This window comes from Streptomyces sp. NPDC030814, assembly GCF_055572155.1.
The window spans coordinates 82,085-108,759 of sequence record NZ_JBVIDX010000023.1 but is presented as its reverse complement, the minus strand read 5'-3'; the positions used below and the strand labels follow the sequence as shown (position 1 = coordinate 108,759).

At 70.8% G+C, this 26,675-nt stretch carries 25 protein-coding genes; 4 read left to right on the top strand and 21 right to left on the bottom strand.

The features are described 5' to 3' along the window. Positions 1–278: 278 nt before the first annotated feature. From ACZ43N_RS33775 to mnmA, 7 genes are all read right to left on the bottom strand, one after another. Entirely contained in the window at positions 279–2,630 is a 2,352-nt protein-coding gene (locus ACZ43N_RS33775) for a putative bifunctional diguanylate cyclase/phosphodiesterase (protein WP_468102864.1), read from the bottom strand. 227 nt (positions 2,631–2,857) lie between these two features. After that, the gene (gene ligA / locus ACZ43N_RS33770; RefSeq protein WP_468102863.1) at positions 2,858–5,086 is read right to left on the bottom strand and encodes an NAD-dependent DNA ligase LigA; all 2,229 of its coding nucleotides are present in this window, start codon (positions 5,084–5,086) and stop codon (positions 2,858–2,860) included. Positions 5,087–5,101: 15 nt separating this feature from the next. Next, the gene (locus ACZ43N_RS33765; RefSeq protein ID WP_468102862.1) at positions 5,102–6,118 is read right to left on the bottom strand and encodes a methionine synthase; all 1,017 of its coding nucleotides are present in this window, start codon (positions 6,116–6,118) and stop codon (positions 5,102–5,104) included. A 236-nt stretch (positions 6,119–6,354) separates the two neighbouring features. After that, positions 6,355–7,044 carry an SDR family oxidoreductase gene (locus ACZ43N_RS33760; protein WP_468102861.1) on the bottom strand — a complete coding sequence of 230 codons (690 nt, stop codon included), beginning with the start codon at positions 7,042–7,044 and terminating at the stop codon, positions 6,355–6,357. A 54-nt stretch (positions 7,045–7,098) separates the two neighbouring features. Beyond that, entirely contained in the window at positions 7,099–7,638 is a 540-nt protein-coding gene (locus tag ACZ43N_RS33755; protein ID WP_468102860.1) for an LOG family protein, read from the bottom strand. A gap of 9 nt (positions 7,639–7,647) precedes the next feature. Further along, the gene (locus ACZ43N_RS33750; protein ID WP_468102859.1) at positions 7,648–8,505 is read right to left on the bottom strand and encodes a class I SAM-dependent DNA methyltransferase; all 858 of its coding nucleotides are present in this window, start codon (positions 8,503–8,505) and stop codon (positions 7,648–7,650) included. Between the two features lie 133 nt (positions 8,506–8,638). Next, positions 8,639–9,769, bottom strand: a complete 1,131-nt coding sequence (mnmA, locus tag ACZ43N_RS33745; RefSeq protein ID WP_468102858.1) for a tRNA 2-thiouridine(34) synthase MnmA — start codon at positions 9,767–9,769, stop codon at positions 8,639–8,641. Positions 9,770–9,828: 59 nt separating this feature from the next. Here mnmA and ACZ43N_RS33740 point away from each other — a divergent pair, with 59 nt between their 5' ends. Further along, the gene (locus tag ACZ43N_RS33740) at positions 9,829–10,536 is read left to right on the top strand and encodes an N-acetylmuramoyl-L-alanine amidase (RefSeq protein ID WP_468102857.1); all 708 of its coding nucleotides are present in this window, start codon (positions 9,829–9,831) and stop codon (positions 10,534–10,536) included. A 159-nt stretch (positions 10,537–10,695) separates the two neighbouring features. Here the strand turns inward: ACZ43N_RS33740 and ACZ43N_RS33735 are convergent, their stop codons facing one another. The 3 genes from ACZ43N_RS33735 to ACZ43N_RS33725 form a co-directional block, all read right to left on the bottom strand. After that, positions 10,696–11,859 carry a cysteine desulfurase family protein gene (locus ACZ43N_RS33735; protein WP_468102883.1) on the bottom strand — a complete coding sequence of 388 codons (1,164 nt, stop codon included), beginning with the start codon at positions 11,857–11,859 and terminating at the stop codon, positions 10,696–10,698. Between the two features lie 148 nt (positions 11,860–12,007). Continuing rightward, the gene (locus ACZ43N_RS33730) at positions 12,008–12,286 is read right to left on the bottom strand and encodes a DUF4190 domain-containing protein (protein WP_468102856.1); all 279 of its coding nucleotides are present in this window, start codon (positions 12,284–12,286) and stop codon (positions 12,008–12,010) included. A gap of 53 nt (positions 12,287–12,339) precedes the next feature. Further along, positions 12,340–12,504 carry a hypothetical protein gene (locus tag ACZ43N_RS33725; protein ID WP_468102855.1) on the bottom strand — a complete coding sequence of 55 codons (165 nt, stop codon included), beginning with the start codon at positions 12,502–12,504 and terminating at the stop codon, positions 12,340–12,342. Between the two features lie 142 nt (positions 12,505–12,646). Between ACZ43N_RS33725 and ACZ43N_RS33720 the strand changes: the two genes are divergently transcribed. After that, a complete protein-coding gene (locus ACZ43N_RS33720) occupies positions 12,647–13,273 on the top strand; it encodes a TetR family transcriptional regulator (RefSeq protein ID WP_468102854.1) in 627 nt (208 codons plus the stop codon). A gap of 105 nt (positions 13,274–13,378) precedes the next feature. Here the strand turns inward: ACZ43N_RS33720 and ACZ43N_RS33715 are convergent, their stop codons facing one another. The 8 genes from ACZ43N_RS33715 to ACZ43N_RS33680 all read right to left on the bottom strand — a co-directional run bounded on the left by ACZ43N_RS33715 (position 13,379) and on the right by ACZ43N_RS33680 (position 21,851). Continuing rightward, the gene (locus ACZ43N_RS33715) at positions 13,379–13,759 is read right to left on the bottom strand and encodes a hypothetical protein (RefSeq protein ID WP_468102853.1); all 381 of its coding nucleotides are present in this window, start codon (positions 13,757–13,759) and stop codon (positions 13,379–13,381) included. A gap of 214 nt (positions 13,760–13,973) precedes the next feature. Beyond that, positions 13,974–14,828, bottom strand: a complete 855-nt coding sequence (locus tag ACZ43N_RS33710; RefSeq protein ID WP_468102852.1) for a thioesterase family protein — start codon at positions 14,826–14,828, stop codon at positions 13,974–13,976. A gap of 58 nt (positions 14,829–14,886) precedes the next feature. Then, on the bottom strand, positions 14,887–15,546 hold the full coding sequence (locus ACZ43N_RS33705) for a trimeric intracellular cation channel family protein (protein ID WP_468102851.1): 660 nt from the start codon (positions 15,544–15,546) through the stop codon (positions 14,887–14,889). Positions 15,547–15,624: 78 nt separating this feature from the next. After that, positions 15,625–16,866 carry an ABC transporter ATP-binding protein gene (locus ACZ43N_RS33700; RefSeq protein WP_468102850.1) on the bottom strand — a complete coding sequence of 414 codons (1,242 nt, stop codon included), beginning with the start codon at positions 16,864–16,866 and terminating at the stop codon, positions 15,625–15,627. Then, a complete protein-coding gene (locus ACZ43N_RS33695; protein WP_468102849.1) occupies positions 16,863–17,957 on the bottom strand; it encodes an ABC transporter ATP-binding protein in 1,095 nt (364 codons plus the stop codon). The genes ACZ43N_RS33700 and ACZ43N_RS33695 overlap by 4 nt, the downstream gene beginning before the upstream one ends. Continuing rightward, positions 17,954–18,961, bottom strand: a complete 1,008-nt coding sequence (locus tag ACZ43N_RS33690; RefSeq protein WP_468102848.1) for an ABC transporter permease — start codon at positions 18,959–18,961, stop codon at positions 17,954–17,956. Before ACZ43N_RS33690 ends, ACZ43N_RS33695 begins: the two co-directional genes overlap by 4 nt. Positions 18,962–19,029: 68 nt before the next feature. Next, positions 19,030–20,784 (bottom strand): ABC transporter substrate-binding protein, encoded by a 1,755-nt coding sequence (locus tag ACZ43N_RS33685; RefSeq protein ID WP_468102847.1) that lies wholly within the window; start codon positions 20,782–20,784, stop codon positions 19,030–19,032. Between the two features lie 68 nt (positions 20,785–20,852). Next, positions 20,853–21,851: an ABC transporter permease gene (locus ACZ43N_RS33680; protein WP_468102846.1), complete on the bottom strand. Its 999-nt coding sequence runs from the start codon at positions 21,849–21,851 to the stop codon at positions 20,853–20,855. 639 nt (positions 21,852–22,490) lie between these two features. Here ACZ43N_RS33680 and ACZ43N_RS33675 point away from each other — a divergent pair. Next, positions 22,491–23,063: a hypothetical protein gene (locus ACZ43N_RS33675; protein WP_468102845.1), complete on the top strand. Its 573-nt coding sequence runs from the start codon at positions 22,491–22,493 to the stop codon at positions 23,061–23,063. A gap of 623 nt (positions 23,064–23,686) precedes the next feature. Next, complete coding sequence (locus ACZ43N_RS33670; RefSeq protein WP_468102844.1) at positions 23,687–23,914, top strand: hypothetical protein; 228 nt, start codon at positions 23,687–23,689, stop codon at positions 23,912–23,914. Positions 23,915–24,033: 119 nt separating this feature from the next. Here ACZ43N_RS33670 and ACZ43N_RS33665 read toward each other — a convergent pair whose 3' ends face one another. From ACZ43N_RS33665 to ACZ43N_RS33655, 3 genes are all read right to left on the bottom strand, one after another. Beyond that, entirely contained in the window at positions 24,034–24,822 is a 789-nt protein-coding gene (locus ACZ43N_RS33665; protein ID WP_468102843.1) for an enhanced serine sensitivity protein SseB C-terminal domain-containing protein, read from the bottom strand. A gap of 190 nt (positions 24,823–25,012) precedes the next feature. Then, positions 25,013–25,789, bottom strand: coding sequence for an enhanced serine sensitivity protein SseB (locus ACZ43N_RS33660; protein ID WP_468102842.1), 777 nt, complete (start codon positions 25,787–25,789; stop codon positions 25,013–25,015). 119 nt (positions 25,790–25,908) lie between these two features. Then, positions 25,909–26,583, bottom strand: coding sequence for an AAA family ATPase (locus ACZ43N_RS33655; RefSeq protein ID WP_468102882.1), 675 nt, complete (start codon positions 26,581–26,583; stop codon positions 25,909–25,911). Between the last annotated feature and the right edge of the window lie 92 nt (positions 26,584–26,675).

The following is a 26,675-nucleotide window of genomic DNA, read 5'->3' as shown; positions in this document are numbered from 1 at the left end:
CGGGGCGGTGTGACCGTGCACGGGTTTGCTGCGCGGGCCCGGCCGGGCGCCCATGGGGTTGGGGGTGCGTGTGGTTTTGGCGGGTGCGGCTACGTCGTGGTTTCTCGCGCAGTTCCCCGCGCCCCTGAAAAGCGACCGGGGCTGCGCCCGGTGCTTTTCAGCTGAAGGGCGGGCCGCAGGCCCGTTCCCTTCAGGGGCGCGGGGAACTGCGCGAACGGCCCCCACTCACCCGCAGTCGCCGACGCGCCCTCGGTCCCTCCCTCGTGCGCGCCCTGCGGTTACTCGTCCGCCGTCGCCGCAGGCAGGGCCGCCGCGGGGCGCTGCCAGCCTCGGGAGCCACGGGCCCGGAGCCACGCCGTGGTCTCCTCCGGCGGCATCGCCGCCGCGACCAGCCACCCCTGGACCGCATCGCAGCCCAGGTCGCGCAACCGCTCCCACGTCTCGTCGTCCTCGACCCCTTCCGCGACGACGAGCAGGCCCAGCGAATGCGCGAGGTCGACGGTGCAGCGCACGATCTCCGCGTCCTCCGTGTCGACCGCGAGCCGGGCCACGAACGACCGGTCGATCTTCAGCTCGCTCACGGGCAGCCGCCGCAGGTGGACCAGGGACGAGTACCCGGTCCCGAAGTCGTCCAGCGACATCTTCACCCCGTGACCGGTCAGCCCGGCCAGGGTGTCCGCGGCCCGCTGCGGGTCCTCCAGCAGCACGTGTTCCGTTATCTCCAGCTGGAGCGCCCCCGCGGGCACCCCGTGGCGGGCCAGTCGCGCGGCCACCGCCCCCGCGAAGCCGGGGGTGTGGACGTCGCGGGGCGACACGTTCACGGCGACCGGTACGTGCAGTCCCTGGGCGCGCCAGCGGGCCACCTGACCGAGGGCCGTCTCCAGGACGTACTCGGTGAGGTGCGGCATCAGCCCGGACGACTCGGCGATCGCTATGAACTCGTCCGGCGGCACCTTCCCCCGCTCGGGGTGCACCCACCGCACCAGCGCCTCGAGACCGGCCACCTGTCCGTCGAAGCGGACCTTCGGCTGGTAGTGCAGCTCGACCTCCTGCGCGTCGAGCGCGCGCCGCAGGTCGCCGAGGAGCCCGAGCCGGTCAGGGGTGTTCGAGTCCCGCTTGGACTCGTAGACCTCGACGCCGGTGCGGTCCCGTTTGGCCTGGTACATCGCCACGTCCGCCCGCCTGAGCAGCCCCTCCGCGTCGAGCGCGTGGTCGGGGAAGACGGCGAGCCCGGCGCTGGCCTCCAGGACGAGGGTGAGCCCGTCGAGATCCAGCGGTGAGCCGAGCGCGGCGACGAGGTTGCGGGCGACGCGTGAGGCGGAGGTGGTGGAGTCGGCGACGGGCAGCAGGACGGCGAACTCGTCGCCGCCGAGCCGTGCGGCCTCCGCTCCCCTCGGCAGCGCGACCCGCAGCCGGTCGGCTATCTGCAACAGCAGCCGGTCGCCCGCGAGATGCCCGAGCGTGTCGTTGACGGACCGGAAGCGGTCGAGGTCGATCAGCATCAGGGCCGTGCGCGCGCCGATGCGTTCGGCGTCGTCCAGGGCGGTCCAGGTCCGTTCGAGCAGCCACTGGCGGTTGGGCAGGCCGGTGAGCGGGTCACGGAGCTGCTCCTCCGCCCGGGCGCGCGCGATCCACAGGGTGGAGTCCAGCGCGATGAGCGGGATGGCGAAGAGCGGCAGCAGCAGCGGCTGGGCCGTGGCGACGACGCAGACGAGGGGCGCGATACCGAACAGGGCGACGGCGACGAGCCCCTGCCTGACCAGGGCGGTGCGGGCGACCGTGGGGACGCCGCCGCGCGGCGCGGCCAGGTGCCAGAGTAGGGCGCGGGTGACCGCGAGGTAGGCGACGGCGACGAGCGCCACCTGGGGCGCGGCGTACAGGTTCCAGGTCTCCGGGTCCCAGGGCTGCTCGACCGAGGGGACCCGGCCGAAGACGCGCAGGACCAGGGCTCCGGCGCCGATGCCGAGGATGTCGACGGCGCCGTGCAGCACGCCGTGCCGCCAGCGGCCCCGGCGGGCGATGCCGACGAGGACGACGACAGTGAGGCTGACCATGCCGGCCGGGAGCCAGCCGTAGAGGAGCAGGACGGCGAGGGTGAGGGCGGCGCCGGATCCGGTGCCGCCCCACCAGCGGGCGCGGCCCATGGCGACGAGGTGACCGACGATGATGCCGCTCAGCAGGGCGAGGGACCAGCCGACCGCTCCGGCCGGGAAGAGCGCGTGCTGTCCTGCGAAGGCCCGGTAGAAACCGGCGCCCAGGATGACTCCGGCGAGGCCCACGATCGCGGCGGGCAGGGCGGGCCAGGACAGGTGGCGCTCGCTGTCGTGGCCCGGCAGGGCGTGACCTCGGCCGTCACCCACCCTGGCGGTGACGGGTGCGGTGATGCCGGTTCCGGTGCCGGCCGCGAGCTGGGCCGGGGCCGGTACGAGGATGCCGGGCGCGGCGGCGACCGCTCGGCCCTGCGACTGCTCCGCTCGGGTGTCCGCCGTCGGTTCCCGGCCTCCGACCCGCTCCCGGGTTCCCTCGAACGGGCGTCCCCCCATGAGCAGGGAGCGCCCCCGTCGCCAGACCCCGGACACCCGGCGCAGGCGCAGCCGTGAGTCCGGGGCGACGCTCTCGGTCGGTTCCATTCCCGTCCCTCTCACAGCCGGCGGTGCCCACGCCACGCGGCCCGTTGCTCCCGACACTCCGGGGCGGCACCGCGTCCGAGAACCCGCCACGCGGCCGGGCACGGCAGGCGCACACCTCAACAGTAGGCCGCACAAGGCTTTCACGGGCAGCGGTCGACGACGGTTGCCCGAATGCGACCAGCCACCCATATGCATCTGGTATGCGCCGAACGGGTGGCCTTCAACCCCTACTCCGTGGTCGGAAGCGCCATTTCCGACGCCGCTTCAGATCCTTGTTCGAGCAGAACCGCGAAACCGTCCTCGTTCAGGACCGGAACCTTGAGCTGCATCGCCTTGTCGTACTTGGAGCCCGGGTTGTCGCCGACCACCACGAACGAGGTCTTCTTCGAAACCGAGCCGGTCACTTTCGCTCCGCGGCTCTGCAGTGCCTCCTTCGCGCCGTCCCGGGTGTGGTGTTCGAGCGTGCCGGTCACGACGACGGTGAGCCCTTCGAGCGGGCGCGGCCCTTCGTCCTCGCCGGCTCCCTCGTCCTCCATCCGGACGCCGGCGGCCTTCCATTTGCGAATGATCTCGCGGTGCCACTCCTCGGCGAACCACTGCTTGACCGCGGCGGCCACGATCGGGCCGACGCCGTCGGTGTTCTTGAGCTCCTCCTCGGTGGCCTGCTCGATGCGGTCGATCGAGCGGAACGCGCGAGCGAGCGCCTCGGCGGCCACGGGTCCGACGTGCCGGATGGACAGACCGGTCAGGATTCTCGCGAGCGGGCGCTCCTTGGCCGCCTGGATGTTCTCCAGCATCGCGACCGCGTTCTTCCTGGGCGCGCCCTCCTGGTTGGCGAAGACCGTGGCGATCTTCTCCTCGCCGGTCTTCGGGTCGCGCTTGGGCAGACCGCTGTCCTGGTCGAGGACGTACGCCTTGATGGGCAGCAACTGCTCGACGGTGAGGTCGAACAGGTCGCCCTCGTCGATCAGCGGCGGGTCGGACGGCTCCAGCGGCTTGGTGAGCGCGGCGGCGGCGACATAGCCGAAGTGCTCGATGTCCAGGCACTTGCGTCCGGCCAGGTAGAAGAGCCGTTCCCGCAACTGGGCGGGGCAGCTGCGGGAGTTGGGGCAGCGCAGGTCGACGTCGCCCTCCTTGGCGGGCGCCAGCGGCGTACCGCACTCGGGGCACTCGGCGGGCATCACGAACTCACGCTCGCTGCCGTCGCGCAGGTCGACGACCGGCCCGAGGATCTCGGGGATGACGTCACCGGCCTTGCGCAGCACCACCGTGTCGCCGATGAGGACGCCCTTGGCCTTGACCACGTCCTGGTTGTGCAGGGTGGCGAACTCGACCTCCGAGCCCGCCACCGTGACCGGCTCGACCTGGGCGTAGGGCGTCACCCGGCCCGTGCGCCCCACGCCCACACGGATGTTGACGAGCCTGGTGTTGACCTCCTCCGGCGCGTATTTGTACGCGATGGCCCAGCGGGGGGCGCGGGAGGTGGAGCCGAGGCGGCCCTGGAGCGGGATCTCGTCGAGCTTGACGACGGCGCCGTCGATCTCGTGCTCGACCGAGTGGCGGTTCTCACCGAAGTGGGTGATGAACTCCCTTACGCCGTCGAGGTCGTCGACCACGCGGTTGTGCCGGGCGGTGGGCAGCCCCCAGGACTTGAGCAGGTCGTAGGCCTGGGAGAGGCGGGTGAGGCCGCCTTCGAAGCCCTCCAGGGCGCCGATGCCGTGCACCACCATGTGGAGGGGGCGGGTGGCGGTGACGCGCGGGTCCTTCTGGCGCAGCGAACCGGCCGCCGCGTTGCGCGGGTTGGCGAAGGGCTTGTCGCCGGCGGCGATCAGGCGGGCGTTGAGCTCCTCGAACTTCTCCATCGGGAAGTAGACCTCGCCGCGGATCTCGACGAGGTCGGGGACCTTGTCGCCGTTCAGCCGGTCCGGGATCTCGGCGATCGTGCGGACGTTCGGTGTGATGTCCTCGCCGGTGCGGCCGTCGCCGCGGGTGGCGGCGCGGGTGAGGCGGCCGTGCTCGTAGGTGAGGTTGACGGCGAGGCCGTCCACCTTGAGCTCGCACAGCAGGTGGTAGGCGGAGGTGCCGACGTCCTTGGCGACGCGCTCGGCCCAGGCCGCCAACTCCTGGTCGGTGAAGGCGTTGTCCAGGGAGAGCATGCGCTCGCGGTGCTGGACGGCGGTGAACTCCGTCGCGTACGCGCCCGCGACCTTCTGGGTCGGCGAGTCGGGGGTGCGCAGCTCGGGGTGCTCCTCCTCCAGCGCCTCCAGGGAACGCAGGAGCCGGTCGAACTCCGCGTCGCTGATGACGGGGGCGTCCTTCACGTAGTACCGGAAGCGGTGCTCCTCGATCTGCTCGGCGAGGCGCGCGTGCTTCTCCCGGGCCTCGGCAGGCACCGGCGCCTCGCTGGGTACGGATACTGCGGTCGGGGCAGTCTGTGCGTCCATGTCGCCGGCCACCGTGTTGTCCTCCCGTTACTCTGGGTTGTCCGCGAGGGATCTCGCCGCCTTGACGCAGTGGGCGAGCGCCCGGCGCGCGTACCCCGGGGAGACCCCGGCGAGCCCGCACGACGGAGTGACCGTGACGGCGTCCGCGAGAAGCCCCGGACGCAGCCCCAGCCTGCGCCACAACGTCCTGACACCCATGACGCTACCGGCAGGGTCTGACAATGGGCCCTCCGTGGTCGGCACGACACCTGCCAGCAGCTTCGTGCCGTCTTCCACGGCTTCCCCGATCGCGTCGTCGTCACGCTCGGTGAGGAGCGAGAAGTCGAAGGAGATCGCGGCGGCACCGGCCCTGCGGAGCAGCGCGAACGGTACGTCGGGGGCGCAGGAGTGCACGACGACCGCCCCCGGTTCGGTGTGGACGCCGATGACGTCGCGGAGGGTGGCCTCGACGACCTGACGGTCCACGGCGCGGTGGGTGCGGTAGCCGCTGGCGGTCCTCACCTGGCCGCGCAGCACGGCCATCAGGGAGGGTTCGTCGAGCTGGAGGACGACGCGGGCGCCGGGTACGCGGCGCCGTATCTCCGCGAGGTGCAGACGCAGGCCCTCCCCGAGCGAGCCGGCGAGGTCGCGGCAGGCGCCGGGGTCGGAGAGGGCCGCCTCGCCGTTCTTCAGCTCCAGCGCGGCGGCGAGGGTCCACGGGCCGACGGCCTGCACCTTGAGCGGGCCTTCGTAGCCCTGGGTGAACTCCTCCAGTGCGTCCAGGTCCTCGCCGAGCCAGGAGACGGCCCGCTTGGTGTCACGGCCGGGACGGTCGCCGAGTCGCCAGCCGCTGGGCTCCACGCGCGCGTACAGCTCGACGAGCAGACCGGCGGTGCGGCCGATCATGTCGGCGCCGGGGCCGCGGGCGGGGAGTTCGGGCAGGTACGGCATGCCCGTGTCCGGCCACTCGAAGGTGCCGGTGGTGGTCTTGGCGGCCTCTCTGGCGTCGCCGCCGGGCATGGAGCCGATGCCGGTGGCGGGGCCGAAGTCGAAGTGTTCGTTCACACGTCGAAGCGTAGGTGTTCTTGGGCCGAGGGTTGTGCGGGTGGGTGGGGGCTTGTCGCGCAGTTGCCCGCGCCCCTGAAAAGCGTCCGGGGCTGCGCCCCGTGCTTTTCATGAAGGGGCGGGCCGCAGGCCCGTTCCCTTCAGGGGCGCGGGGAACTGCGCGAACGGCCACGACGAACCCGCACCCGCCGACGAAGCCCCGCCCCCCGAGCTACTGGGCGCCCGGCAGGCACACCTCAGCGGCCGGGGCGGACCGTCAGGTCGTTGACCTCGGCGTCCCGGGGGAGGTCCAGCGCCATGAGGATCGTCGTGGCGACGGACTCGGGGGCGATCCACCGGGACGGGTCGTACTCCTTGCCCTCCTGCTGGTGGACCTTCGCCTGCATGGGGCTGGCCGTGCGGCCCGGGTAGACCGTCGTGACCCGGACCCCGTTGCCGTGCTCCTCGTGGCGGAGGGAGTCGGCGAGGGCCTTCAGACCGTGCTTGGAGGCGGCGTAGGCGGACCAGTCCGCGTAGGCGTGCAGTCCCGAGCCGGAGTTGACGAACACGACGTGACCTCGGGCGGCACGCAGCTGGGGCAGGAAGTGCCGGGTCAGCTCGGCAGGGGCGATCAGGTTGACGTTGAGCTGGTGGCGCCAGGACTTGGGGGTGAGGTCGCCGACCCGGCCGAGGTCGATCACCCCGGCGATGTGCAGCAGGGAGTCCACACGGTCGGGCAGCGTCTGGTGGGAGAAGGCCCAGGAGAGCTTGTCCGGGTCCGCGAGATCGCCGACCAGGGTCTTCGCCCCCGGGAACCGCGCCGCCAGTTCCTTCGCGCGGCCCGCGTCGCGCGCGTGCAGCACGAGGTCGTCGCCGCGCTCGTGCAGACGGCGGGCCACGGCCTCGCCGATGCCGGAACCCGCTCCGGTGATCACATGAGTAGCCATGCGGTCATGCTCGCATCACCCCGGGGCGGCCGGTGCGCGGAGAGTGCCCCTCGGTTATTCGATCCCCTGGCTCTCCTCAAGGTACGCCATCGCCCCCACCGGCTCCTCCGCGAAGAACACCAGGTCGGCGAGGGGGCGGGGCAGGAAGCCCTCGTCCTCCATACGCCGGAACTGCTCCTTGAGGCCGTCGTAGAAGCCCGCCGTGTTGAGGAGCACCACCGGTTTGTCGGTGTGGCCGTGCTTCTTCAGTTCCAGGATCTCGGTCGCCTCGTCGAGCGTGCCGGTGCCACCGACCATGATCACGACCGCGTCGGCCTTCTCCAGGAGGAGCCGCTTGCGCTCGGCGAGGTCGCGGGCGATGACCATCTCGTCGGTGCCGGACCGCGCCTTGGCCGCCAGGAACTCCACCGAGACGCCGAGGAGTCTGCCGCCCGCCTCCTGCACTCCGTCGGCGACCACCTTCATCAGCCCGACGTCCGAGCCTCCCCACACCAGGGTGTGGCCGCCCTTGCCGATGAGCTTCGCGAACTCCCGGGCGGGGCGGGTGTAGTGGTCGGCGAGGTCGGCGGCGGAGAGGAAGACGCAGATGTTCATGGCTCCACGTTAGGGTGTGGCGCCGCCATCGGGGCCCGGTCGGCCACCGGTCCGCGGGGGCAGGCTCAGCCGGATCTTCGACTGGCGGTGCGGGAGCTCCTCCCAGTCGTCCATGAAGCGGGCCGCCAGGCCGTACTTCGCGGCGAGTGCCACCAGGGTGTCGGTCCGGTAGTAGAAGTCCTCGTGCAGCACCTGGTGTTCCTTGCCCTCGGTGCGGCCGAAGGTGAAGTCGAAGAAGCCGCCGGGGGCGAGGATGCGGCCGACATGGGCGAAGCACTGCTCTATGACGTGCGCCGGTGAGTGCGAGAAGACGCTGTGCGCGTGGACGACGTCGAAGTGGGCGTCGGGCAGGAACTCGAAGGTCAGGTCGGCGACGAGCATCAGATGGGGCAGTTTGGCCTGGAGGCCCTGTCGGACGAGGGTGTGCTGGGCCTCCAGGAGGATCGCCGGCGAGATGTCGATCCCGTAGTAGTTCCCGGCGTCCAGGTGGTCGATGAACAGACGCCCGGCGCGCAGGTTCCCGCAGCCGATCTCCAGCATCCGGTGCCGGGGCTCCAGACCGTGCCGCAGGAGGTAGTCGAACTGCATCCGGCCGAGGCGATCCCACTTCTCGGCCGAGGGGTTGTGCCCGACCGCGGCCTCCGGGCTGCGGGCCGTGTCGGCGGCCATGACGGCCCGGTAGTACGCGATGTGGTCGCGGTGCTTGAGCCGCAGCCAGGTGTCGCGCGCCACCCGGCGGGCGTGCGCCGGCACTCGCTTGGGGTGGCGCAGGGCGTACCGGACCCGGTGGGTGAGGCTGCGGCGGTTCCTGGACGGATCCGCGGTCGGCTTTCCGGACGGGCTTCCGGCCGGGTCTGTGGCTGTCACGGCGACCTCCTGGGCCTCCTGCGGCCCCTGGGCCGTGTCTGAGGGAGAACTCAACAGCAGCCTGCGCCGTCCTCGGACGGTTGGCCACCCGGAGGGAGGCGTTCGTGACAGGGGGAACCCGGGAAAGGGCTCCTCAGGCGACGCCTGCCTTCACGCGCGTGGTCGACGCGATCGTCGCCGAGCCCACCACGCGGGTGCCGTCGTACAGGACGATCGCCTGGCCGGGGGCGACGCCGCGGACGGGCTCGGTGAAACGGACGTGGAGGTCGCCGTCGATCAGCTCGGCGGTCACCTCGGTCTCGCCGCCGTGGGCGCGGAGCTGTGCGGTGTAGGTGCCGGGGCCGGTGGGCGCGACGCCGCACCAGCGGGGCTTGATCGCCGTCAGGCCGTCGACGTCGAGGGCGGAGGCGGGGCCGACGGTGACGGTGTTGTTCACCGGGGAGATGTCGAGGACGTAGCGCGGCTTGCCGTCGGGCGCCGGAGTGCCGATGCGGAGCCCCTTGCGCTGGCCGATGGTGTAGCCGTACGCGCCCTCGTGGGTGCCGAGGACGGTGCCGGACTCGTCGACGATGTCGCCCTCCGCCTTGCCGAGGCGGCTGGCGAGGAAGCCCTGGGTGTCGCCGTCGGCGATGAAGCAGATGTCGTGCGAGTCGGGCTTCTTGGCGACCGCGAGGCCTCGGCGCTCGGCCTCCGCGCGGATCTCGTCCTTGGTCGTCACGGTGTCGCCCAGCGGGAACAGGGCGTGGGCGAGCTGCTTCTCGTCGAGCACGCCGAGGACGTACGACTGGTCCTTGGCCATGTCGGAGGCGCGGTGCAGCTCGCGGGTGCCGTCGTCGTGGACGATCACCTTGGCGTAGTGGCCCGTGCAGACGGCGTCGAAGCCGAGGGCGAGCGCCTTGTCGAGCAGGGCCGCGAACTTGATCTTCTCGTTGCAGCGCAGGCAGGGGTTGGGGGTGCGCCCGGCCTCGTACTCGGCGATGAAGTCCTCGACCACGTCCTCGCGGAAGCGGTCGGCGAGGTCCCACACGTAGAACGGGATGCCGATGACGTCGGCGGCGCGGCGGGCGTCGCGCGAGTCCTCGATGGTGCAGCAGCCCCGGGCGCCCGTGCGGAACGACTGCGGGTTCGCGGAGAGCGCCAGGTGGACGCCCGTCACGTCGTGCCCGGCTTCCGCGGCGCGGGCGGCGGCCACGGCGGAGTCGACCCCGCCGGACATGGCGGCGAGGACACGGAGGGGGCGGGGGCGCTGCGAGGTCTCAGTCATAACGACTCCAGGGTACGGGGCGCCGGGAACCGGAGCCCGCGAGTATCCGTTGACGGCTCGTGGGCACCAGGAGGGCGTCCGGGGACGGTGCTTCCCGGGGCAGGAGCAAGGACGGGGACCGGCGCGTGGGGCGCCGGGCCCTGCTGATCGGCACGGCCGTGGCCGCCGTCGGTACGGGGCTCGTCGCGCGCGACGAGCTGACGCGTGCGTGGTGGCGCGTGCCGGGCGTCTCGAAGCCGCGCAAGGAGGGCGAGGTCGACTACGCGGGCGCGAAGTGGGTGGCGGCCTCGGACGCGAACTGGCGGCTGGCGGACCGGCCGGACGACTTCGGCATAGACATGGTGGTCATCCATGTCACCCAGGGCAGCTTCGCCAGCGCCGTGAAGGTCTTCCAGGACCCCGAGCACGGGGCGGCGGCGCACTACATCGTCCGCAAGGACGGCCATGTCACCCAGATGATCCGCGAGCTGGACGTGGCGTACCACGCGGGCAACCGCGACTACAACGAGCGGAGCGTCGGCATCGAGCACGAGGGCTTCGTCGACCGCCCGCAGGACTTCACGGACGAGATGTACGAGGCGTCCGCCCGTCTCACGGCCCGGATCTGCGCGCGCTACGACATCCCGCTCGACCGCGAGCACATCATCGGCCATGTCGAGGTGCCGGGCACCGACCACACCGACCCCGGCGAGCACTGGGACTGGGACCGCTACATGAAGCTGGTGCGCGCGGCGGCCGAGAAGGCCTCGGGCTCGGCGGAGGCCTGAGGACTGAGGCCTGAGGCCTGAGGCCTCGGGCCTGACACCACCTGACGCCCAGGCCGAGGACGGCCTCGGGCCTGACACCACCTGACGCCCAGGCCGAGGACGGCCTCGGGCCTGACACCACCTGACGCCCAGGCCGAGGACGGGGCTCGGGTACGGCACTCAGGTCAGGCCGGCGTTGCGGGCCCGCTCCACCACCGGGCCGATCGCCTTGGCGACCGCCTCCACGTCGGCCTCCGTGGAGGTGTGGCCGAGGGAGAAGCGAAGGGTGCCGCGCGCGAGGTCCGGGTCGGTGCCGGTGGCGAGGAGGACATGGCTGGGCTGGGCGACACCGGCGGTGCAGGCGGAGCCGGTGGAGCACTCGATGCCCTGGGCGTCGAGGAGGAGCAGCAGGGAGTCGCCCTCGCAGCCGGGGAACGTGAAGTGCGCGTTGGCCGGCAGCCGGTCCACCGGGTCGCCGCCGAGGAGCGCGTCCGGTACCGCCGCGCGGATCGCGTCGACCAGGGCGTCGCGCAGGGAGCCGATCTCCCGGGCGAACCACTCCTGCTGCTCGGCGGCGAGCCGGCCGGCGACGGCGAAGGAGGCGACCGCCGGGACGTCGAGGGTGCCGGAGCGGACATGGCGTTCCTGACCGCCGCCGTGCAGGACCGGTACGGGGCTGTACGAGCGGCCCAGGAGCAGTGCGCCGATGCCGTACGGGCCGCCGATCTTGTGGCCGGAGACGGTCATGGCGGCGAGCCCGGAGGTCCCGAAGTCCACGGGGACCTGGCCGAAGGCCTGGACGGCGTCGGCGTGCAGCGGGACGTCGAACTCCGCTGCCACCTCGGCGAGTTCTCGGACCGGCATGAGGGTGCCGATCTCGTTGTTGGCCCACATCACGGTGGCGAGCGCCACGTCGTCGGGGTCGCGGGCGATGGCCTCGCGCAGAGCCTCGGGGTGGACGCGGCCGTAGGTGTCGACGGGGAGGTACTCGACCGTGGCGCCCTCGTGTTCGCCGAGCCAGTGGACGGCGTCCAGGACGGCGTGGTGTTCGACGGGACTCGCGAGGACCCGGGTGCGGGCCGGGTCGGCGTCCCGGCGGGACCAGTACAGGCCCTTCACGGCGAGGTTGTCGGCCTCGGTGCCGCCCGAGGTGAACACGACCTCGCTGGGGCGGGCTCCGAGGGCCTCCGCGAGGGTCTCGCGGGCCTCCTCGACGGTGCGGCGGGCTCTGCGGCCGGATGCGTGGAGCGAGGAGGCGTTGCCGGTGACGCTCAGCTGGGCGGTCAGCGCCTCTGCCGCCTCCGGGAGCATCGGTGTCGTCGCCGCGTGGTCGAGGTAAGCCATGGTGTGCCCGATTCTACGGGGGCGCCCGGCGCCGGCCTCGGCCGCTAGGCGCTGGGGCCCGCCCGCGACGGTGAGGGCGGGCACGGCGGCGATGCGGCGGCGGTCGGGACGGGGCACTCCCTCCCGGGCCGGCCGGTCCCGCTGGAGCTCAGAAGCTCCAGGACACCGTGTTCGTCGTCTGGGTCAGGACGGCGAGGATGACCAGGTCGGCCACGCCCAGGCCGAGGCCGAGGAAGGCCCGGCCCCGCCGTGTCGTACCGCGCTTCAGGGCGACCGCGGCGAGGGCGATGGCGATGGGGCCGAGGAAGAGGTTGAGCACGAGGAGGCCCAGGAGCCCGAGGACGAAGGAGGCGACGGCCATGCCGTCGGCGTCACGGCCTCGGCGGCGGGCGGCCGGGCGGGTCTGGGGTGCGGCGGTGAGGTGCATGGTGCGGTCAGCTCCCTAGGAGTGGACGGGTTCCAACGGGTTTCCGGGGAAGGTCAGTTGGTGATCCGGCCACGACGGGCGTGGCGCTCGCGGTAGGCGAAGACCGCCAGCCAGGCACCGATGACGGCCGCGGCGACCAGGGAGACGGAGAGCGGAACGTGGGCCACGGTGCCCAGGACGATCCCCAGCAGCAGAAGTGCGGCGACGAGGAACAACATGGCTTGAGTGCCTCTCGTTTCGTGTTCGGCGGTTCGTCGTTACGTTTCGGTGAACGGTTGTAGTTACACTTGTTCACTGACTCCAAAGTCTAACGCGCGGCCCGGCTTTGCAATTACAGAGAACAGTTGTTAACTGCATGGCATGAGTCACACTTTCGGCGTCCGGCAGGCGCAGAAGCAGCGGACCCGGCAGGCGCTCATGGACGCCGCGCTCGCCCTGCTGGAGGAACAGAGCCTCAGCAGCCTGGGCCTCCGTGAGGTCACCCGGGCCGTGGGCGTCGCCCCGACCGCGTTCTACCGGCACTTCCGTTCGACCGCGGACCTCGGTGTCGCACTGGTCGAGGAGGTGCTGGGGAGCCTGCACCCCGTCCTCGGGGATCTGATGTCGGCGGTCGGTGACAGTGACGAACTCATCGAGCGTGCCGTCGAATTGATCGCCCGCCATGTGGACGGGTACCCCGCCCACGTCCGTTTCATCGCGCGCGAACGGCACGGAGGTGTCCAGCCGGTGAGGGAGGCCATCCAGGGCCAACTGGCCCGGTTCGCCGAGGAGGTCCGCAACGAGCTGGCCAAGCGGCCCGAGACCGCCGGCTGGAGCGACGACGACCGGTTGATGCTCGCCGGTCTGTACGTCGACCAGATGCTGGTGACGGCCTCGCTCTTCCTGGAGGCCCACGACGATCCCGAGGCGGAGCGCGAACGCGTGACGCGCCTCGCGGGCCGCCGGATGCGGCTGATCAGCATCGGCTGCCGGCACTGGCTCGACTGAGGAGTGGCCGAGGCGTCGCCGGGGCCGACCGCTGCGCGTCCGGGGCGACACGCCGGAGAGGCGCGCCCGACCACCCGGGCGCCCGCCTCCGCCGCGTACGGCCGGTCAGTCGTCCTCGGACACCGTCGCCGACGCCTCCCGGCTCGGGGCACCGCTCGACGCCCCGCCCGGGGCCTGGCCCCCACCGCCCGGCTGTCCGCCGCCGGGTCCGCCACAGCCGCTGCCCCCGCCGGGGCCACCACCGCCGGGCGCACCGGACGGGGCGCCGGAGGGAGTGCCCGACGGCGCCTGCCCGTTCGCGGACGGAGCACCGGAAGGCGCCCTGGACGGAGCGCGGGAGAGGGCTCCCGACGGGGCCTGGCAGTTCTGCTGCCCGGAGGTGCCGCTGTTGGAGGTGGACGAGGAGTCGCCGGAGCCGCACGCCACCAGGAAGAGGGGGGCGACCGCCAGCAGGGCCGCGGCGGGGACGAGACGCGCACGCTTCATGGAAACAGCTCCAAGAGAGAGGAGGGTGCGGGGCGCGGGCATCGAACCAACGCACCTTGGGCCTCTCTTGGGTCCGCGCTGTGCCCACGCTGCGGGCACAGCAAAGCGATCACCAACACCCCTGCTCCACCTGCGCGTTCACCCCCCGGGGCGGGCACGGCCGTCGGTACAGGGCTGTGACAGAGCCGGCCCGGCCGGCCGGGCCGGGGCCCACTCAGCCCGCGAGCCGGACGCGGGCCAACTGCCGTGACTGGGCGACCAGGCGGTCGGCGCTGTCCCAGACCTCGGCGTCCTCCTCCAGGAAGCCGCCGGCGAGGTTGCGGGTGGTGATGGAGATCCGCAGCGGTCCCGGCGCGGGACGGCACCGCACGTGCACGGTCAGCTCGACCGTCGGGACCCAGCCGGAGATGCCCAGCTCGAATGCGGTGGGCGGCAGCGCGTCCACCGCGAGGAGCAGGGAAAGGGGGTCGGCGTCACGGCCGTCGGCGAGCCCGAACCAGGCCCGCATCTCGCCGTTCCCCGAGGGCGCGCCCATCGCCCAGCCGAGGGTCGACGGGTCCAGCTTGAGGAACAGCCGGTCGGCGATGGCGGAGCTGCCGGGGACCGGGGCGGGTGCGTCCTGGGGGCCGAAGCACTGGTCGATCGGCGGGATCGCGGGCGGCTTCGCCGTCGTCCGGACGTCGTCCGGGAGGGAGCCGAGGTCGCCGTAGGAGGCGAGGACGCGGATCCGCTCGATCTCGCGGCCCTCGTCGTCGTACTGGAAGAGGGAGGCCTGGCCGGTCGACAGGGTCCGGCCGGTGCGGACGACGTCCGTACGGATGACGGCGGGGCCGGGCTGGGAGGCGGTCAGGTAGTGCGCGGAGACCGTGAACGGGTCGGCGTGCGGGAGCGTGTCCGCGAGGGCGCGGCCCAGCACGGCCAGGAGGTAGCCGCCGTTGACGGCGCTGATGATCGTCCAGCCGGCGGAGAGGTCCACGTCGTAGACGCCGGGTTCCCGCCGGCTGACCGCGGTGTCCCGGTCGAACTCGCTGTCTCCGACGGTGGCCTGTACGGAAGCTGCTTCGGGCATGGGTGAACCGTACAACAGGTCGTTACTAAGCGGTAGCTTTGGCTGCTCGACGCCTGGCTCAGCCTTCCTCGACCGCCGCCGAACGCCGGTTCCACGCGCGCGGCGCCCGCCAGTGGTACCGCATCGCCAGCAGCCGCAGCGCGAAGGCGGCCACCGCGGCGAAGGCGGAGGTGAAGGGAGTGAGCACGTCGTAGCGGATGGAGAGGACGACCAGGCAGGCGCCGGCCATCGCGGGCACCGCGTACAGATCGCGGTCCCAGCGCAGCAGTGAGGGGACCTCGTTGGCGAGCACGTCCCGCAGCACACCGCCGCCGACCGCCGTGGCGAGACCGAGGGCCGCCGAGGCCGTGAGCCCCAGCCCGTACTCGTAGGCCTTCGTCGTGCCGGTGACGCAGAAGAGACCGAGGCCGGCGGCGTCGAAGACGTTCACCCCGTTCTGGATGCGCTCGACCTCCGGATGGAGGAAGAACACCAGCAGGGCGGCGAACAGAGGGGTGATGAAATAGCCGAGGTCGGTGAAGGCGGCCGGCGGTACGGCACCGATGACCAGGTCCCGGAAGAGGCCGCCACCGAGCGCGGTGACCTCGGCGAGGACGGCGATGCCGAAGACGTCGAAGTTCTTGCGCACGGCCAGCAGCGCGCCGGAGATCGCGAAGACGAAGATGCCGATCAGATCGAGCGCATGCTGGACGGACGGTGTGAACAGTTGCTGGAGCACCCTTATATTGTGACGCAACAACGATCCCCCGCCTTACATTACAAGGCGGGGGGTCGTTATCGTCTTACTTGTTACTTGCTACGTGTCGCCGGTCTCCTTGGTGACCTCGGTCTCGGCGGGCGCCTCGGCCGAAGGCTCCTCCTCGGTCCCGGCGGATGTCTCCGCCGTGGCCTCCACCTCTGCCGCGACCGCCGCCGAGGTCTCCGCCGACTGGGCCAGCACCTCGTCCGGCACCAGTTCACCCGCCTCCTTCGCCGCCGTCAGCAGCACGATGTCCTGGGGCTGCTGGTCCTCGAAGTTCTCGGGGTGGTGGCAGGCGACCCGCTGGCCCGGCTTCAGCTCGGCGAGGGGCGGCTCGGTGGTCCGGCAGACCTCCGTGGCCTTCCAGCACCGGGTGTGGAAGCGGCAGCCGCTCGGCGGGGCGATCGGCGAGGGCACGTCGCCCTTGAGCAGGATGCGCTCGCTCTTGGCGCCGCGCCGCCTCGGGTCCGGGATCGGCACGGCCGACAGCAGGGCCTTGGTGTACGGGTGCATCGGCGCCTGGTACAGCGAGTCCCGGTCGGCGAGCTCGACGATCTTGCCGAGGTACATCACCGCGATGCGGTCCGAGACATGGCGGACGACGGAGAGGTCGTGCGCGATGATCACGTACGTCAGACCGAGTTCGTCCTGGAGGTCGTCCATGAGGTTGACGACCTGCGCCTGGATGGACACGTCGAGCGCGGAGACCGGCTCGTCGGCCACGACCATACGGGGCTTGAGGGCGAGGGCGCGGGCGATCCCGATGCGCTGGCGCTGACCGCCGGAGAATTCGTGCGGGTATCGGTTGTAGTGCTCGGGGCTGAGGCCCACCAGCTCCAGAAGGCGCTGGACCTCCTTCTTCACACCGCCCTCGGGCTCGACGCCCTGGAGCTTGAACGGCGCCGAGACGATCGTGCCGATGGTGTGCCGGGGGTTCAGCGAGCCGTACGGGTCCTGGAAGATCATCTGCACGTCGCGGCGCAGCGGGCGCATACCCGACGTGTTGAGGTGCGTGATGTCCTGGCCGTCGAACTCGATCCGCCCGCCGGAGGGCTCCAGGAGACGGGTGATGAGCCGGCCCATGGTCGACTTGCCGCAGCCGGACTCGCCGACGACACCGAGGGTCTCGCCCCGGCGCACCTCGAAGTCGATGCCGTCGACGGCCTTGACCGCCCCGACCTGCCGCTGGAGCAGGCCCTTCTTGAGGGGGAAGTGCTTGACCAGGCCCTCGACCTTGAGCAGCGGCTTCTCTTCGGCGCGCGGGGCCGGCACGGCGGCCCGGGTCTCAGTCTCGCTCACAGCTTCGGCGCAATCTCTTCGTTCCAGATCCGCGTGCGGTCCTCCTGCGACAGGTGACAGGCGGTGAAGTGCCTGCCGCCGACCTCACGCAGTTCGGGGCGCTCGGTGCGGGTGACGTTGTCCTTGGGGACGTCCGCGTAGGGGCAACGCGGGTTGAAGGCGCAGCCCGAGGGGACATTGATGAGGCTGGGCGGCTGGCCCTTGACCGGGATGAGCCGGTCGGTCTGCTCGCGGTCGATGCGCGGCATCGAGCCGAGCAGGCCCCAGGTGTAGGGGTGCTGCGGCTGGTAGAAGATGTCGTCGACCGGTCCGCGCTCCACGCAGCGGCCGCCGTACATCACGAGGATGTCGTCGGCGATCTCGGCGACCACGCCGAGGTCGTGCGTGATGATGATGACGGCGGAGCCGAACTCCTTCTGCAGGTCGCGGATGAGGTCCAGGATCTGCGCCTGGACGGTGACGTCCAGGGCGGTGGTGGGCTCGTCGGCGATCAGCAGTTCGGGGTTGTTGACCAGGGCCATGGCGATCATGGCGCGCTGGCGCATACCGCCGGAGAACTCGTGCGGGTAGCTGTTGACCCGCTTGTCCGGCTCCGGGATGCCGACGCGGTCGAGGAGTTCGACGGCGCGCCTGCGGGCGGTCTTCTTGTCGACGTCGTGGTGGACGCGGTACGCCTCCACGATCTGGCTGCCGACCGTGTAGTACGGGTGCATCGCGGACAGCGGGTCCTGGAAGATCATCGCCATCTCGCGGCCGCGCAGCCGGCGGACCTCGTCGGGTGAGGCGGAGACCAGTTCCTTGCCGTCGAGCCAGATCTCGCCGGACATCCGCACGTTCTTGCCGCGCGCCCCGAGCCGGTGCAGACCCATGATGGCCAGCGAGGTCACCGACTTGCCGGAGCCGGACTCGCCCACGATGCCGAGGGTCTTGCCCTTCTCCAGCTGGAAGGAGAGTCCGTCGACGGACTTGACCAGGCCGTCGTCGGTCGGGAAGTGCACCTTGAGGTCGCGTACCTCGAGGAACGCCTCGGGGGTGTCCCCGCTGCGTACGGGCTCGCCGACGGCGGCCCCGGTCTTGGACAGTTCGGTCACGAGAGCCTCACCCGCGGGTCGATCGTGGCGTACAGCAGGTCCACCACAAGGTTCATGAAGACGACGAAGAACGCCGCGAGCAGGGTCACCCCGAGGATCGGGGGAAGGTCGTTGGTGGTGATCGACTGGACCGCGTACTCGCCGATGCCGTGCAGGGAGAACACGGTCTCGGTGATGACGGCACCGCCCAGCAGCAGGCCGATGTCCATGCCGAAGACCGTCACCAGCGGGGTCAGCGCGGCCCGCAGACCGTGCCGGACGACCACCTTGCGCTCCCGCAGGCCCTTGGCCCGCGCGGTGCGGATGAAGTCCTCGTTCATCGTCTCCAGCATGCCCGAGCGGGTGAGCCGGGCGTAGATGGCGGAGTAGAGGAGGGCCAGCGAACACCAGGGAAGGAAGAGGGTGTTGGCCCACTGCGAGGGGTTCTCCGTGAAGGGGACGTACGTCCTGCCGAAGATCTCCAGCTTGTAGCTGAACAGCAGCAGCGCCAGCTGACCGGTGAAGAACATGGGCAGGGACACGCCCGCGAGCGCCACGCCCATGGCGGAGCGGTCGAAGAACGAGCCCGGCTTGAGCGCGGAGACCACACCGGCGGCGATACCGCCCAGCAGCCACAGCACGGCGGCACCGACGGCCAGCGACAGGGTGACCGGCAGCCGCTCGGTGAGCTGCGGCCAGACCTCCAGGTGGTCCTTGAAGGAGTAGCCGAAGCAGGGGGCGTTGCACTGGACCGTGGTGGGACCGAGGTCGTAGGTGGCGCCGGAGACGATCCCCTTGATGAACTCCCAGTACTGGACGTACACCGGCTGGTCCAGGCCGAGGTTCGCCTTGACGGCCGCGATGTCCGCGGGGGTGGGGTTCTTGCCGATGTACTGCTGCGCCAGCTGGTCGGCGGTCTGCCCTGCGAGCTTCGGCAGGATGAAGAAGATGCCGAAGGTGACCGCGGTGACGACCAGCAGCAGGATCACCGCTGCGATCGTCCGGCGGATGATGTACGAGATCACGAGGACCGGCGCCGGCGCCCGCGGGTGACGAACCCGCGGGCGCCAATGCCTTCACCTGCCTTCCGGGGCTACTGCTTGGTGGTACCGATGTTGAGGTAGTCGTACTGGCCGCTGAAGGCGGACGACGACACCACGTTGGTGGCGTACGGCGAGCGGTACAGCAGGACCTTGAAGTAGGTCAGCGGCACGATGGCGGCCTGCTCCATGACCTTCTTGTCGACCTGGGTGTACGCGGCGGTGCGGGCGGCCTCGTCGGTATTGCCGATCGCGTCGTCGAGCAGCTTGTTGATCTCCGGGTCGTTCAGCTCCGACAGGTTGGTGTTGCCGGACTGGCCGATGGCCTTGCCGTGGACGATCTGCTGCAGGAAGCCGTAGCCGGTCGGCCAGTCGGAGCCCCACTGCATCATGATCAGGCCGATGTTCTGCTTCTTGTTGAACTTCGGCACGCCCGCGTAGTCGGAGAAGTACTTGCCCGACGGGAACTGCTTGATCTCGGCGTCGATGCCGACCTTCTTCAGCGCGCCGACGATCGCGGTGGCCGCGTCGACCTCGCCCTGGCGGTCGGTACGGGCGGAGATGGCGGTCTTGAAGCCCTTCTCCTGGCCGCAGGCCTTCAGGTGCTCCTTGGCCTTGGCCTCGTCGCCCTTGTTGCCCTTGGTGGCGTAGAGGTCGTACTTCTCGTAGCCCGGGACGTCGGTCGGCAGGACCGTGGAGGCGATGTCACCGCGGATCGGGCCGCCCATGGCGGTCTGCACGGCGACCTTGTTGATCGCGTACTGCACGGCCTTGCGGCACTCGACGTTGTCGAACGGCTTCAACTGGGTGTTGATCGCCGTGTAGATGAGGCGGCCACCGAGCGCGTTGTCCGTGTTGGCGAGCTTGTCCTTGTCGTTGACGAGCTGCGCCTGGGTCTGGGCGTCGACACCCGTGCCCTGGATGTCGATCATCGTGTCGCCGGCCATCACGTCCTTGTCGATGGTGGCCTTGTTGACCTTCAGGTTCACGACGATCTTGTCCGGGTACTGCTTGCGCAGCGGGTCCGTCTTCGCGTCCCACTCGGGGTTGCGGGTCAGGACGATCTGCCTGCCCTCGTCGTACTTCTCGAACTTGTACGAGCCGGTCGACACGACCTTCTTGGTGTAGTCGACGCCGGTGTCCTTGGCGCGCGGCACCGGGGCGGTCTGGGGCTGGCTCGCCAGGAAGTCGAAGTCGGCGAAGGGCTTGTTGAGCTTGAAGACGATGGTGTTGTCGTCCGGCGTCTCGATGGACGCGATGCCCTTCTCGCTCTTGTCCTTGTACGGACCCTTGTACTTGTCCCCGCCCTCCAGCAGTTGCTGGAAGTAGTTGGGGCCGGAGGAGAGCACGTCACGGGCGAAGTTGGAGCGCTCGACCGCGTACTTGACGTCCTTAGAGGTGACGACCGTGCCGTCCTCGAACTTCACGCCCTGGCGGATCTTGTACGTCCAGGTCTTGCCGCCGTCGCTGGGCGTACCCGCGCTCTCGGCCAGGTCCGGGACGAGCTCGTTGCCCTTCTCGCCGGGACCGGGCTTGAAGGTCATCAGCGGACGCGCGTAGAGGCGGCTGAAGTTGAACCCGTACGCGTAGTACATGTTGCCCGGGTCGAGGGACTCGGGAGCGTCGGAGCTCGCGTAGGTGACCGTGCCGCCCTTCTTGGTGGACGCGTTCACGACGTCCTTGGTCGCGGCGTTGGCGCCGGCGGGCTTGGTGGCGTCTTCCGGGCTGTCATCGGCCTTGCTGCAGGCCGACAGGAGCAAGCCGGCACTGCTGACAGCCGCGATCGCGGCCATTGCTGACCTTCGCATGATGGTCTGTTTCCCCTTCGTAGTTGGACAGTTGAGCAGGACGCGACGGGTGCCCGCGACCGCAGACGTCAGCGGCTGCGGGGGTCGAGGGCGTCCCTGAGGCCGTCACCGAGGAGGTTGAAGGCCAGCACCGTGATGAAGATCGCGAGGCCGGGAACGATCATGAACTGCGGGTCGACTTCGAAGAAGTCCTTCGCATCGTCGAGCATTCCGCCCCAGGAGGCCTGCGGCGGGCGGATACCGACACCGAGGAAGCTCAGGGAGGCCTCGAAGATGATGTTGGTCGGGATCAGCAGCGTCGAGTAGACGGTGATCGGCGCGACGAGGTTCGGCAGCAGCTCCTTGAAGAGGATGTACGGCCCGGCGGCCCCCATCCCCCGGGAGGCGTCGATGAACTCCCGCTCCCGCAGCGCCATGGTCTGGGCGCGCACGATGCGCCCCATGTACGGCCAGTTGAAGAAGCCGATCACGAAGATGAGCACCGAGATGTGCAGGGGGAGTCCTTCGAGGCCGAAGGCGCCGCCCTGGAGCGTGGCGGAGATGGCGATGGCGAACAGCAGCAGCGGGAACGCCAGGAAGGTGTCCATCAGCCGGCTGATGATCGAGTCGACCCGGCCGCCGTAGTAGCCCGCGAGCAGTCCGAGCACGGTGCCGATCGCGTTGGAGAGGAGGGTCGCGCCGAAGGCGACGACCAGGGAGACCCAGGAGCCCTCCAGGATGCGCGCGAGGATGTCGCGGCCGAACTTCGGCTCGACACCGAGCGGGTGGTCCCAGCTCATCCCGCCGAAGTCGCCCTTCGGCAGGGAGGTGTTGGGGTCGATCAGGTCCTGGTTGAAGGCGTTGGGGTCGAGTCCGAGCAGCGACTGGAGCGGCCGGGAGAGGGCCGCGATCAGGATCAGCAGGACCACCACGACTCCGCCGGCCACCGCCACCTTGTCGCGCTTGAAGCGGGTCCAGGCGATCTGGCCGAGTGAACGGCCCTCGATCCTCTTGGCCTCGACACCTTCCAGCACGGCCTCGGGCTGCGCCTCGGCCTGCGATCCGGTCGTCTCAATGGGTGCGGTCATCGTCCCTCGTGCTTGCCCGTGCCGGTGGTTGCCGACTGTGCTTGGCGGCCGCCCGGGTCTGCGGTGCGGTCCGTTGCCACTACTGCCGTCGTTCTCTCGCGTCGTACTGCTTGCAGGTGACCCGGTGTCAACGCCACTGTCGCGCCGGGTCATTGGGAGGGAGAGGCACATACGGCACTGAACCGCACCGTATGAACAGCACGTTCGGCCGACCCCCCACCGCTCTGGGGGAGTCTTCAACGGTGGCGCGATCAGGCACCAGACCCGGCGGCGAATGTATGCGCAACCGTGATGTGGCCAGCAGGGTTCCGGAATCCGAACATCGCGTGCGCGTGAGCGGCACCGGACACAGTGTTACAAGTGGCCCAGGTCACAGATCGAGTCCACCATGTCCAGATCACCCTCAATCATCCCCTTCGGGTGCGTGGCAATTCGGGCGAAGAACACATGCCGCCGGTCGCCCTGTCGGTCATTTCCCTCGTATTTGAGGTTCGTTTGAGCGTCACTTCGTAACAGAATCCCCTGCCCATTGCGGGCCGTCTCGACCCCCACTAACTTCTTCCCCGCCGGGGCAGCGTGACCCACTCCCCCGGACACGGGAATTAATTGACCGGGTCAACGGGGAAAACGGGGATACAAATGAATCTGCGCAACAAGCGTGCTCTTTCCGCGACTCTCGCGACGACCGCGCTGGTCACCGGCGCCCTCACGGCCCTGCCGGCCACGGCGAACGCCGCCGAGCAGGCCCCCATGCGCTGCGAGGGCTACACCTACTCCAAGGTAATCAAGCTCGGCAAGCCGTGGTACGCCTCCCGCGGGCCGGTCGTCAGCAAGCGGAACAGCAGCTCCAGCAAGTCCACCCTGGTCTACTCGATCAAGACCACCAAGACCCGCACGACGACCTGGGGCGGCGAGGCCAGCGCCAGCGTGGGCTGGGGAATCGCCCAGGTCGAGGCCAAGACCAAGTACGAGGTGGCCAGGTCCGTCGCCAAGGGCCGCACCGTCACCAACCGCATGACGGTCGACCCGGGCAAGCGCGGCTACACCCAGCCGATGGTCGAGTACCAGAAGTTCCAGGTCGAACGCTGGCGCGAGCTCGGCAACTGCAAGCACGACCGGATCGAGATCGTCGGCATCCTGAAGGGAATCACTTCCTCCCTGCACTTCGCGGAATGCCAGACGAGGCAGTCCTCCTGTACACCGAAGCCGTAATTCGGCGATTTCGGGAAAAGCGCGCCGCCTGTTCCGGGGCCCAGGGACGGGTGGCGCGTCTCCACGGGAATGCGTAAAACAAAAACTTGAGAACGGGGAACGGGGAACGGGGAACGGGGAACGGGGAACGGGGAACGGGGAAATTGAACAAGCTCATGGCGGCGCCATGACGACGGTCGCGGTCGGTGCCGTGGTTCCGCTGCCAAGGGCTGTCCCGTGATCCGCGGTGGATCAGCGCACGGCGTCGGATGCGGTGCATCACTGGATGTATGCGGGCGTTCCGACAACGCGGCGAGGTGCCGTAGCGGTCGTCGTGCGCCCGCCGGGGATTACGGGACAGCACTTGGCGTCCGCTCCGGCGCGCGCGGACGCCCGGTCGAATGTCCGCAAGCCGGGCGCGTCAGGCTCGTCCGACAGTGCGTCGCCAGGGAGCCGGCGGTCAGCCGTGCCCAGCAGCACCGGAACGCCACGGGCCGGACGGTCCAGGTCACGGCGGCGTGCGAGGTGGCCGCGGTGCGGTCCGCGGTCAAGGGCGCGGTGAAGCCGGCCACCGTCCTGCCTGAGCCTGGAGAAACAGACCCGCCTGAAGCCGGACCCCCGCCGGTCGGCGGACGTCCGCCACCATGCCGGTCACGGCAAAGGGCAAGCCCGGCAAGGCGGTTCTGTACGGGGACACCAGGCAGGTCGCGGGCTCGTACGCGGCCAGGACCTGCGACACGACCGGCACCGCCTGCGGCCCGGCGCAGAAGGGTTCCGCCGTCGGCTGGACCAAGGTGGTCACAGGCACGGTCGGTTGCGGCGACGAGGCGGTCGACCGGAACGCGGCGGCGGCCCGGAGGAGGTACTGCTGAGCGGCGTTCACGAGCACGGGGGCAGGTGAACGCGTGACGGAGCCCCCGGCTCCCGGAAGGGCTCGCCACCGAGCCGGACCGGAGCCGGGGCTCCTGCCGTGCCCGCGGCGGGGCGGAGCTCAGTACCCGCCCGGATAGCCGTATCCGCCGGCGGCCGGCGCCTGGGCCGGGGCGCCGTGGGCCTCGCGGTCGTAGAAGGGGCGGGCGGCTGCGCGCAGCCACATCGCGACCGGGTCGTACTCGTCGGACATGGCGACGGTGGAGACGGGCAGCCCGTCGGGGACGGCGCCGATGGACTGCTGCATCATCGCGCGCACCGAGTCGACCGCGGGCGGCGAGGTGTCGTACACATCGAGGCCGATCGCCAGGTACGGCGCGCCGAGCGAGGGCTGCACCCAGGCGCGGCGCAGGGAGCGCACGGCCGGGGTGCGGTGGGCGTTCTGGGTGAGCAGCGCGTAGAACTGCGGGATCTCGATGGCCGGCTCGGACAGCCGCAGCGGGCCCGCGGGCTGCCGCTCCAGGCCCGTGGCGATCCGCCGCAGATCCAGCCAGGGGATGCCGACGCCGCCGCCCGGCGCGTGCGGGTTGAGCCAGAGTCCGTAGTGGTCGGGGTAGAGCGTGCGGGCCACGTCCAGGCCGTCGACGACCTCGTAACTGCGGTTCCAGCCGCTGGCGGAGAGCTCCTGGGCGGAGGTGACACAGGGCGCGTAGTTGAACCCGTCCACCTCCATGTTCCCGTACTGGGCGTCCGGGGAGCCGGCCTGGCCGTGCCACAGGAGCATCCAGACCTGGCCGGTGGCGGGGGTCGCGAGGGCACGCAGCAACGCCTCGTAGGCGTCGTAACGCCCCGGCGTCACCTGGCGCAGCATGTGCTCGACCTGCCCGGTCGCCGTGCCGCTCGCGCTCACGTCAGCCGCCCTTCGGTATGGACCATGGTGGTGTTGGACCCGGTTGTGAAAACAGCTTAGGTGGTGTGCAGGTCGAGCCGGTGAGGGCTCGGGGCTTGCTGTGCGTCGCGGACCCCGGTGTCGTCGTGGCTGGTCGCGCCCCGCGGCGGAGCCGCTGACGCCGCGGCCCCGCGCCCTGTCGGGGCCGGTGTCAGTACCCCTGTTGGTAGAAGGGGCGGACCTTTTCGCGGAGCCAGTGGCCCACCGGGTCCTGGGCCACGTCCAGGAAGACCATGTTGACCGGCCAGGCCACCGGTTGTTTGCCGAGGGCGCGGCCGAGGGCATCCAGGAGGAGGGCGCGGTCGGCCTCCCAGGAGACCAGGTCGACGCCGATGAACATCACGGGGTCGGCGGTCTCGATGGCGGCGAGGCAGCGGCGGGCGGTGAGGACGGCGCCGGTCGCGGCGAACTCGGCGGAGGCCGCGGCGAGGAAGTCGACCGGGTCGTCCTGCCAGTCCGGTTCGAACAGGCGGACCCGGGCTCCGCTCGCCGCCCCGTCCAGCGGGGTCCGGGCGGCCCGGCACAGCTCGGCCACGGCCGGCGGCGGCAGCGGGATGCCCACGAGACCGTCCGGGTTCAGGGCGAGGCCGACCTGCGGGGGCAGGCCGCGGGCGAACTCGACGGCCGGGGCGATCGTGTACGACATGTGGCTGCCGACGACCTGGCGGAACTGCTCCTCGGAGCTGAAGACCGGCACATACGCCTGGCCGTCCAGCTCCATCGTCGGCAGATCCAGCTCACGGCTGTGCGGTCCCCCGCCCTCGGGCAGCGGCACCCACACGAAGCTGCGGGACAGCACCTCCACGATCCGCGCGCCTGCCCCCGGCACCCCGAGGGAGGCGGAGAGCACCTCCTCCAGCTCATTGCCGGGCCACCCGCCGTGTCCATGGGGGTGTGCCTGTGCCGGGAAGTCCGCCGGGAAGTCCATCTGCCGCCTACCGCTTTACTCCGTGATGCTGTTGTCCCTGCACCTTAATGCCCGCCGCCGACAAAGGGGACGGCCCGGCTTCGGCCCTCGGCGGGGCCCGCCCCTCGGGCGGCCCGCCCTCAGGCCTCGAAGCCGATCCGCTTCAGCGCGTCCGCCGCGGCCCGGTCGATCAGCACCGCCGACCCGCAGCCCTCCGGCAGGCGCCCCTTCTCCACGGCCCGCAGCAGCCGGGTCATGGCGCCCCGGTGCCGGGCGAAGGCGTACCGGGACACCCCGCGACCCCGTTCCCGCTGTCCGTCCCGCGCCTCACCGGGGGTGACGTCGAGCAGCAGCAGATGGAGGGTGCCGCCCCGCCTGACGGCCTCCCGCGCGAGCCAGCGCCGCACCCACGCCTGGGTCCCGCAGTCGTGCACCACGACGCCCTCGCCGGAGCGCAGCGCGCGTCGGAGCCCGGCGTAGTGCGCGAGGCGCACGAACGGCCGGTACACGGCGTACGGCAGGACGCGCGCCAGGCGCGCGTCGAAGCGGTCGCGCGTGTCCTGGGAGTCGATCCGCGGACCCGGCACCGTGCGCCGCATCAGGGTCGACTTGCCGCTGCCGGGCAGTCCGGTGACGACCACGAGGTCGTCCGCTCCGAACGACAGCTCGTGCGGGCTCCGCCCGGAGCGCTCCCTGAGGTCGCGGACGACCGCCGCCGGGAACGGGCCGCAGGCCGCGGCGGCCGGGCCGGCGGGCTGCTCGGGCAGGGCGAGGCCCGAGGTCGTCGCGTACGCCGTGGTCCTGTTCACCGTGATCGTCCTCCCCAGGGTTTGGAAGACCCATCCCCACCGACTGTAAAGAGAAGGTAATGCCCGATGGCTCCTGATTCAGTCCTCGTTTCGCCACA

Excerpts from the sequence above, each read along its gene's own strand:
- ACZ43N_RS33725 (WP_468102855.1), bottom strand. The coding sequence starts at position 12,504 with ATGTTGTTCCTCGTCGCCGCACTTCTGCTGCTGGGGATCGTCCTGGGC.
- ACZ43N_RS33730 (WP_468102856.1), bottom strand. The coding sequence starts at position 12,286 with ATGCACCTCACCGCCGCACCCCAGACCCGCCCGGCCGCCCGCCGCCGA.
- ACZ43N_RS33755 (WP_468102860.1), bottom strand. The coding sequence starts at position 7,638 with ATGAACATCTGCGTCTTCCTCTCCGCCGCCGACCTCGCCGACCACTAC.
- ACZ43N_RS33710 (WP_468102852.1), bottom strand. The coding sequence starts at position 14,828 with ATGCCCGAAGCAGCTTCCGTACAGGCCACCGTCGGAGACAGCGAGTTC.
- mnmA (WP_468102858.1), bottom strand. The coding sequence starts at position 9,769 with ATGACTGAGACCTCGCAGCGCCCCCGCCCCCTCCGTGTCCTCGCCGCC.
- ACZ43N_RS33675 (WP_468102845.1), top strand. The coding sequence starts at position 22,491 with ATGAATCTGCGCAACAAGCGTGCTCTTTCCGCGACTCTCGCGACGACC.
- ACZ43N_RS33775 (WP_468102864.1), bottom strand. The coding sequence starts at position 2,630 with ATGGAACCGACCGAGAGCGTCGCCCCGGACTCACGGCTGCGCCTGCGC.
- ACZ43N_RS33715 (WP_468102853.1), bottom strand. The coding sequence starts at position 13,759 with ATGAAGCGTGCGCGTCTCGTCCCCGCCGCGGCCCTGCTGGCGGTCGCC.
- ACZ43N_RS33660 (WP_468102842.1), bottom strand. The coding sequence starts at position 25,789 with ATGGACTTCCCGGCGGACTTCCCGGCACAGGCACACCCCCATGGACAC.
- ACZ43N_RS33735 (WP_468102883.1), bottom strand. The coding sequence starts at position 11,859 with ATGGCTTACCTCGACCACGCGGCGACGACACCGATGCTCCCGGAGGCG.
- ACZ43N_RS33670 (WP_468102844.1), top strand. The coding sequence starts at position 23,687 with ATGCCGGTCACGGCAAAGGGCAAGCCCGGCAAGGCGGTTCTGTACGGG.
- ACZ43N_RS33680 (WP_468102846.1), bottom strand. The coding sequence starts at position 21,851 with ATGACCGCACCCATTGAGACGACCGGATCGCAGGCCGAGGCGCAGCCC.
- ACZ43N_RS33720 (WP_468102854.1), top strand. The coding sequence starts at position 12,647 with ATGAGTCACACTTTCGGCGTCCGGCAGGCGCAGAAGCAGCGGACCCGG.
- ACZ43N_RS33760 (WP_468102861.1), bottom strand. The coding sequence starts at position 7,044 with ATGGCTACTCATGTGATCACCGGAGCGGGTTCCGGCATCGGCGAGGCC.
- ACZ43N_RS33685 (WP_468102847.1), bottom strand. The coding sequence starts at position 20,784 with ATGCGAAGGTCAGCAATGGCCGCGATCGCGGCTGTCAGCAGTGCCGGC.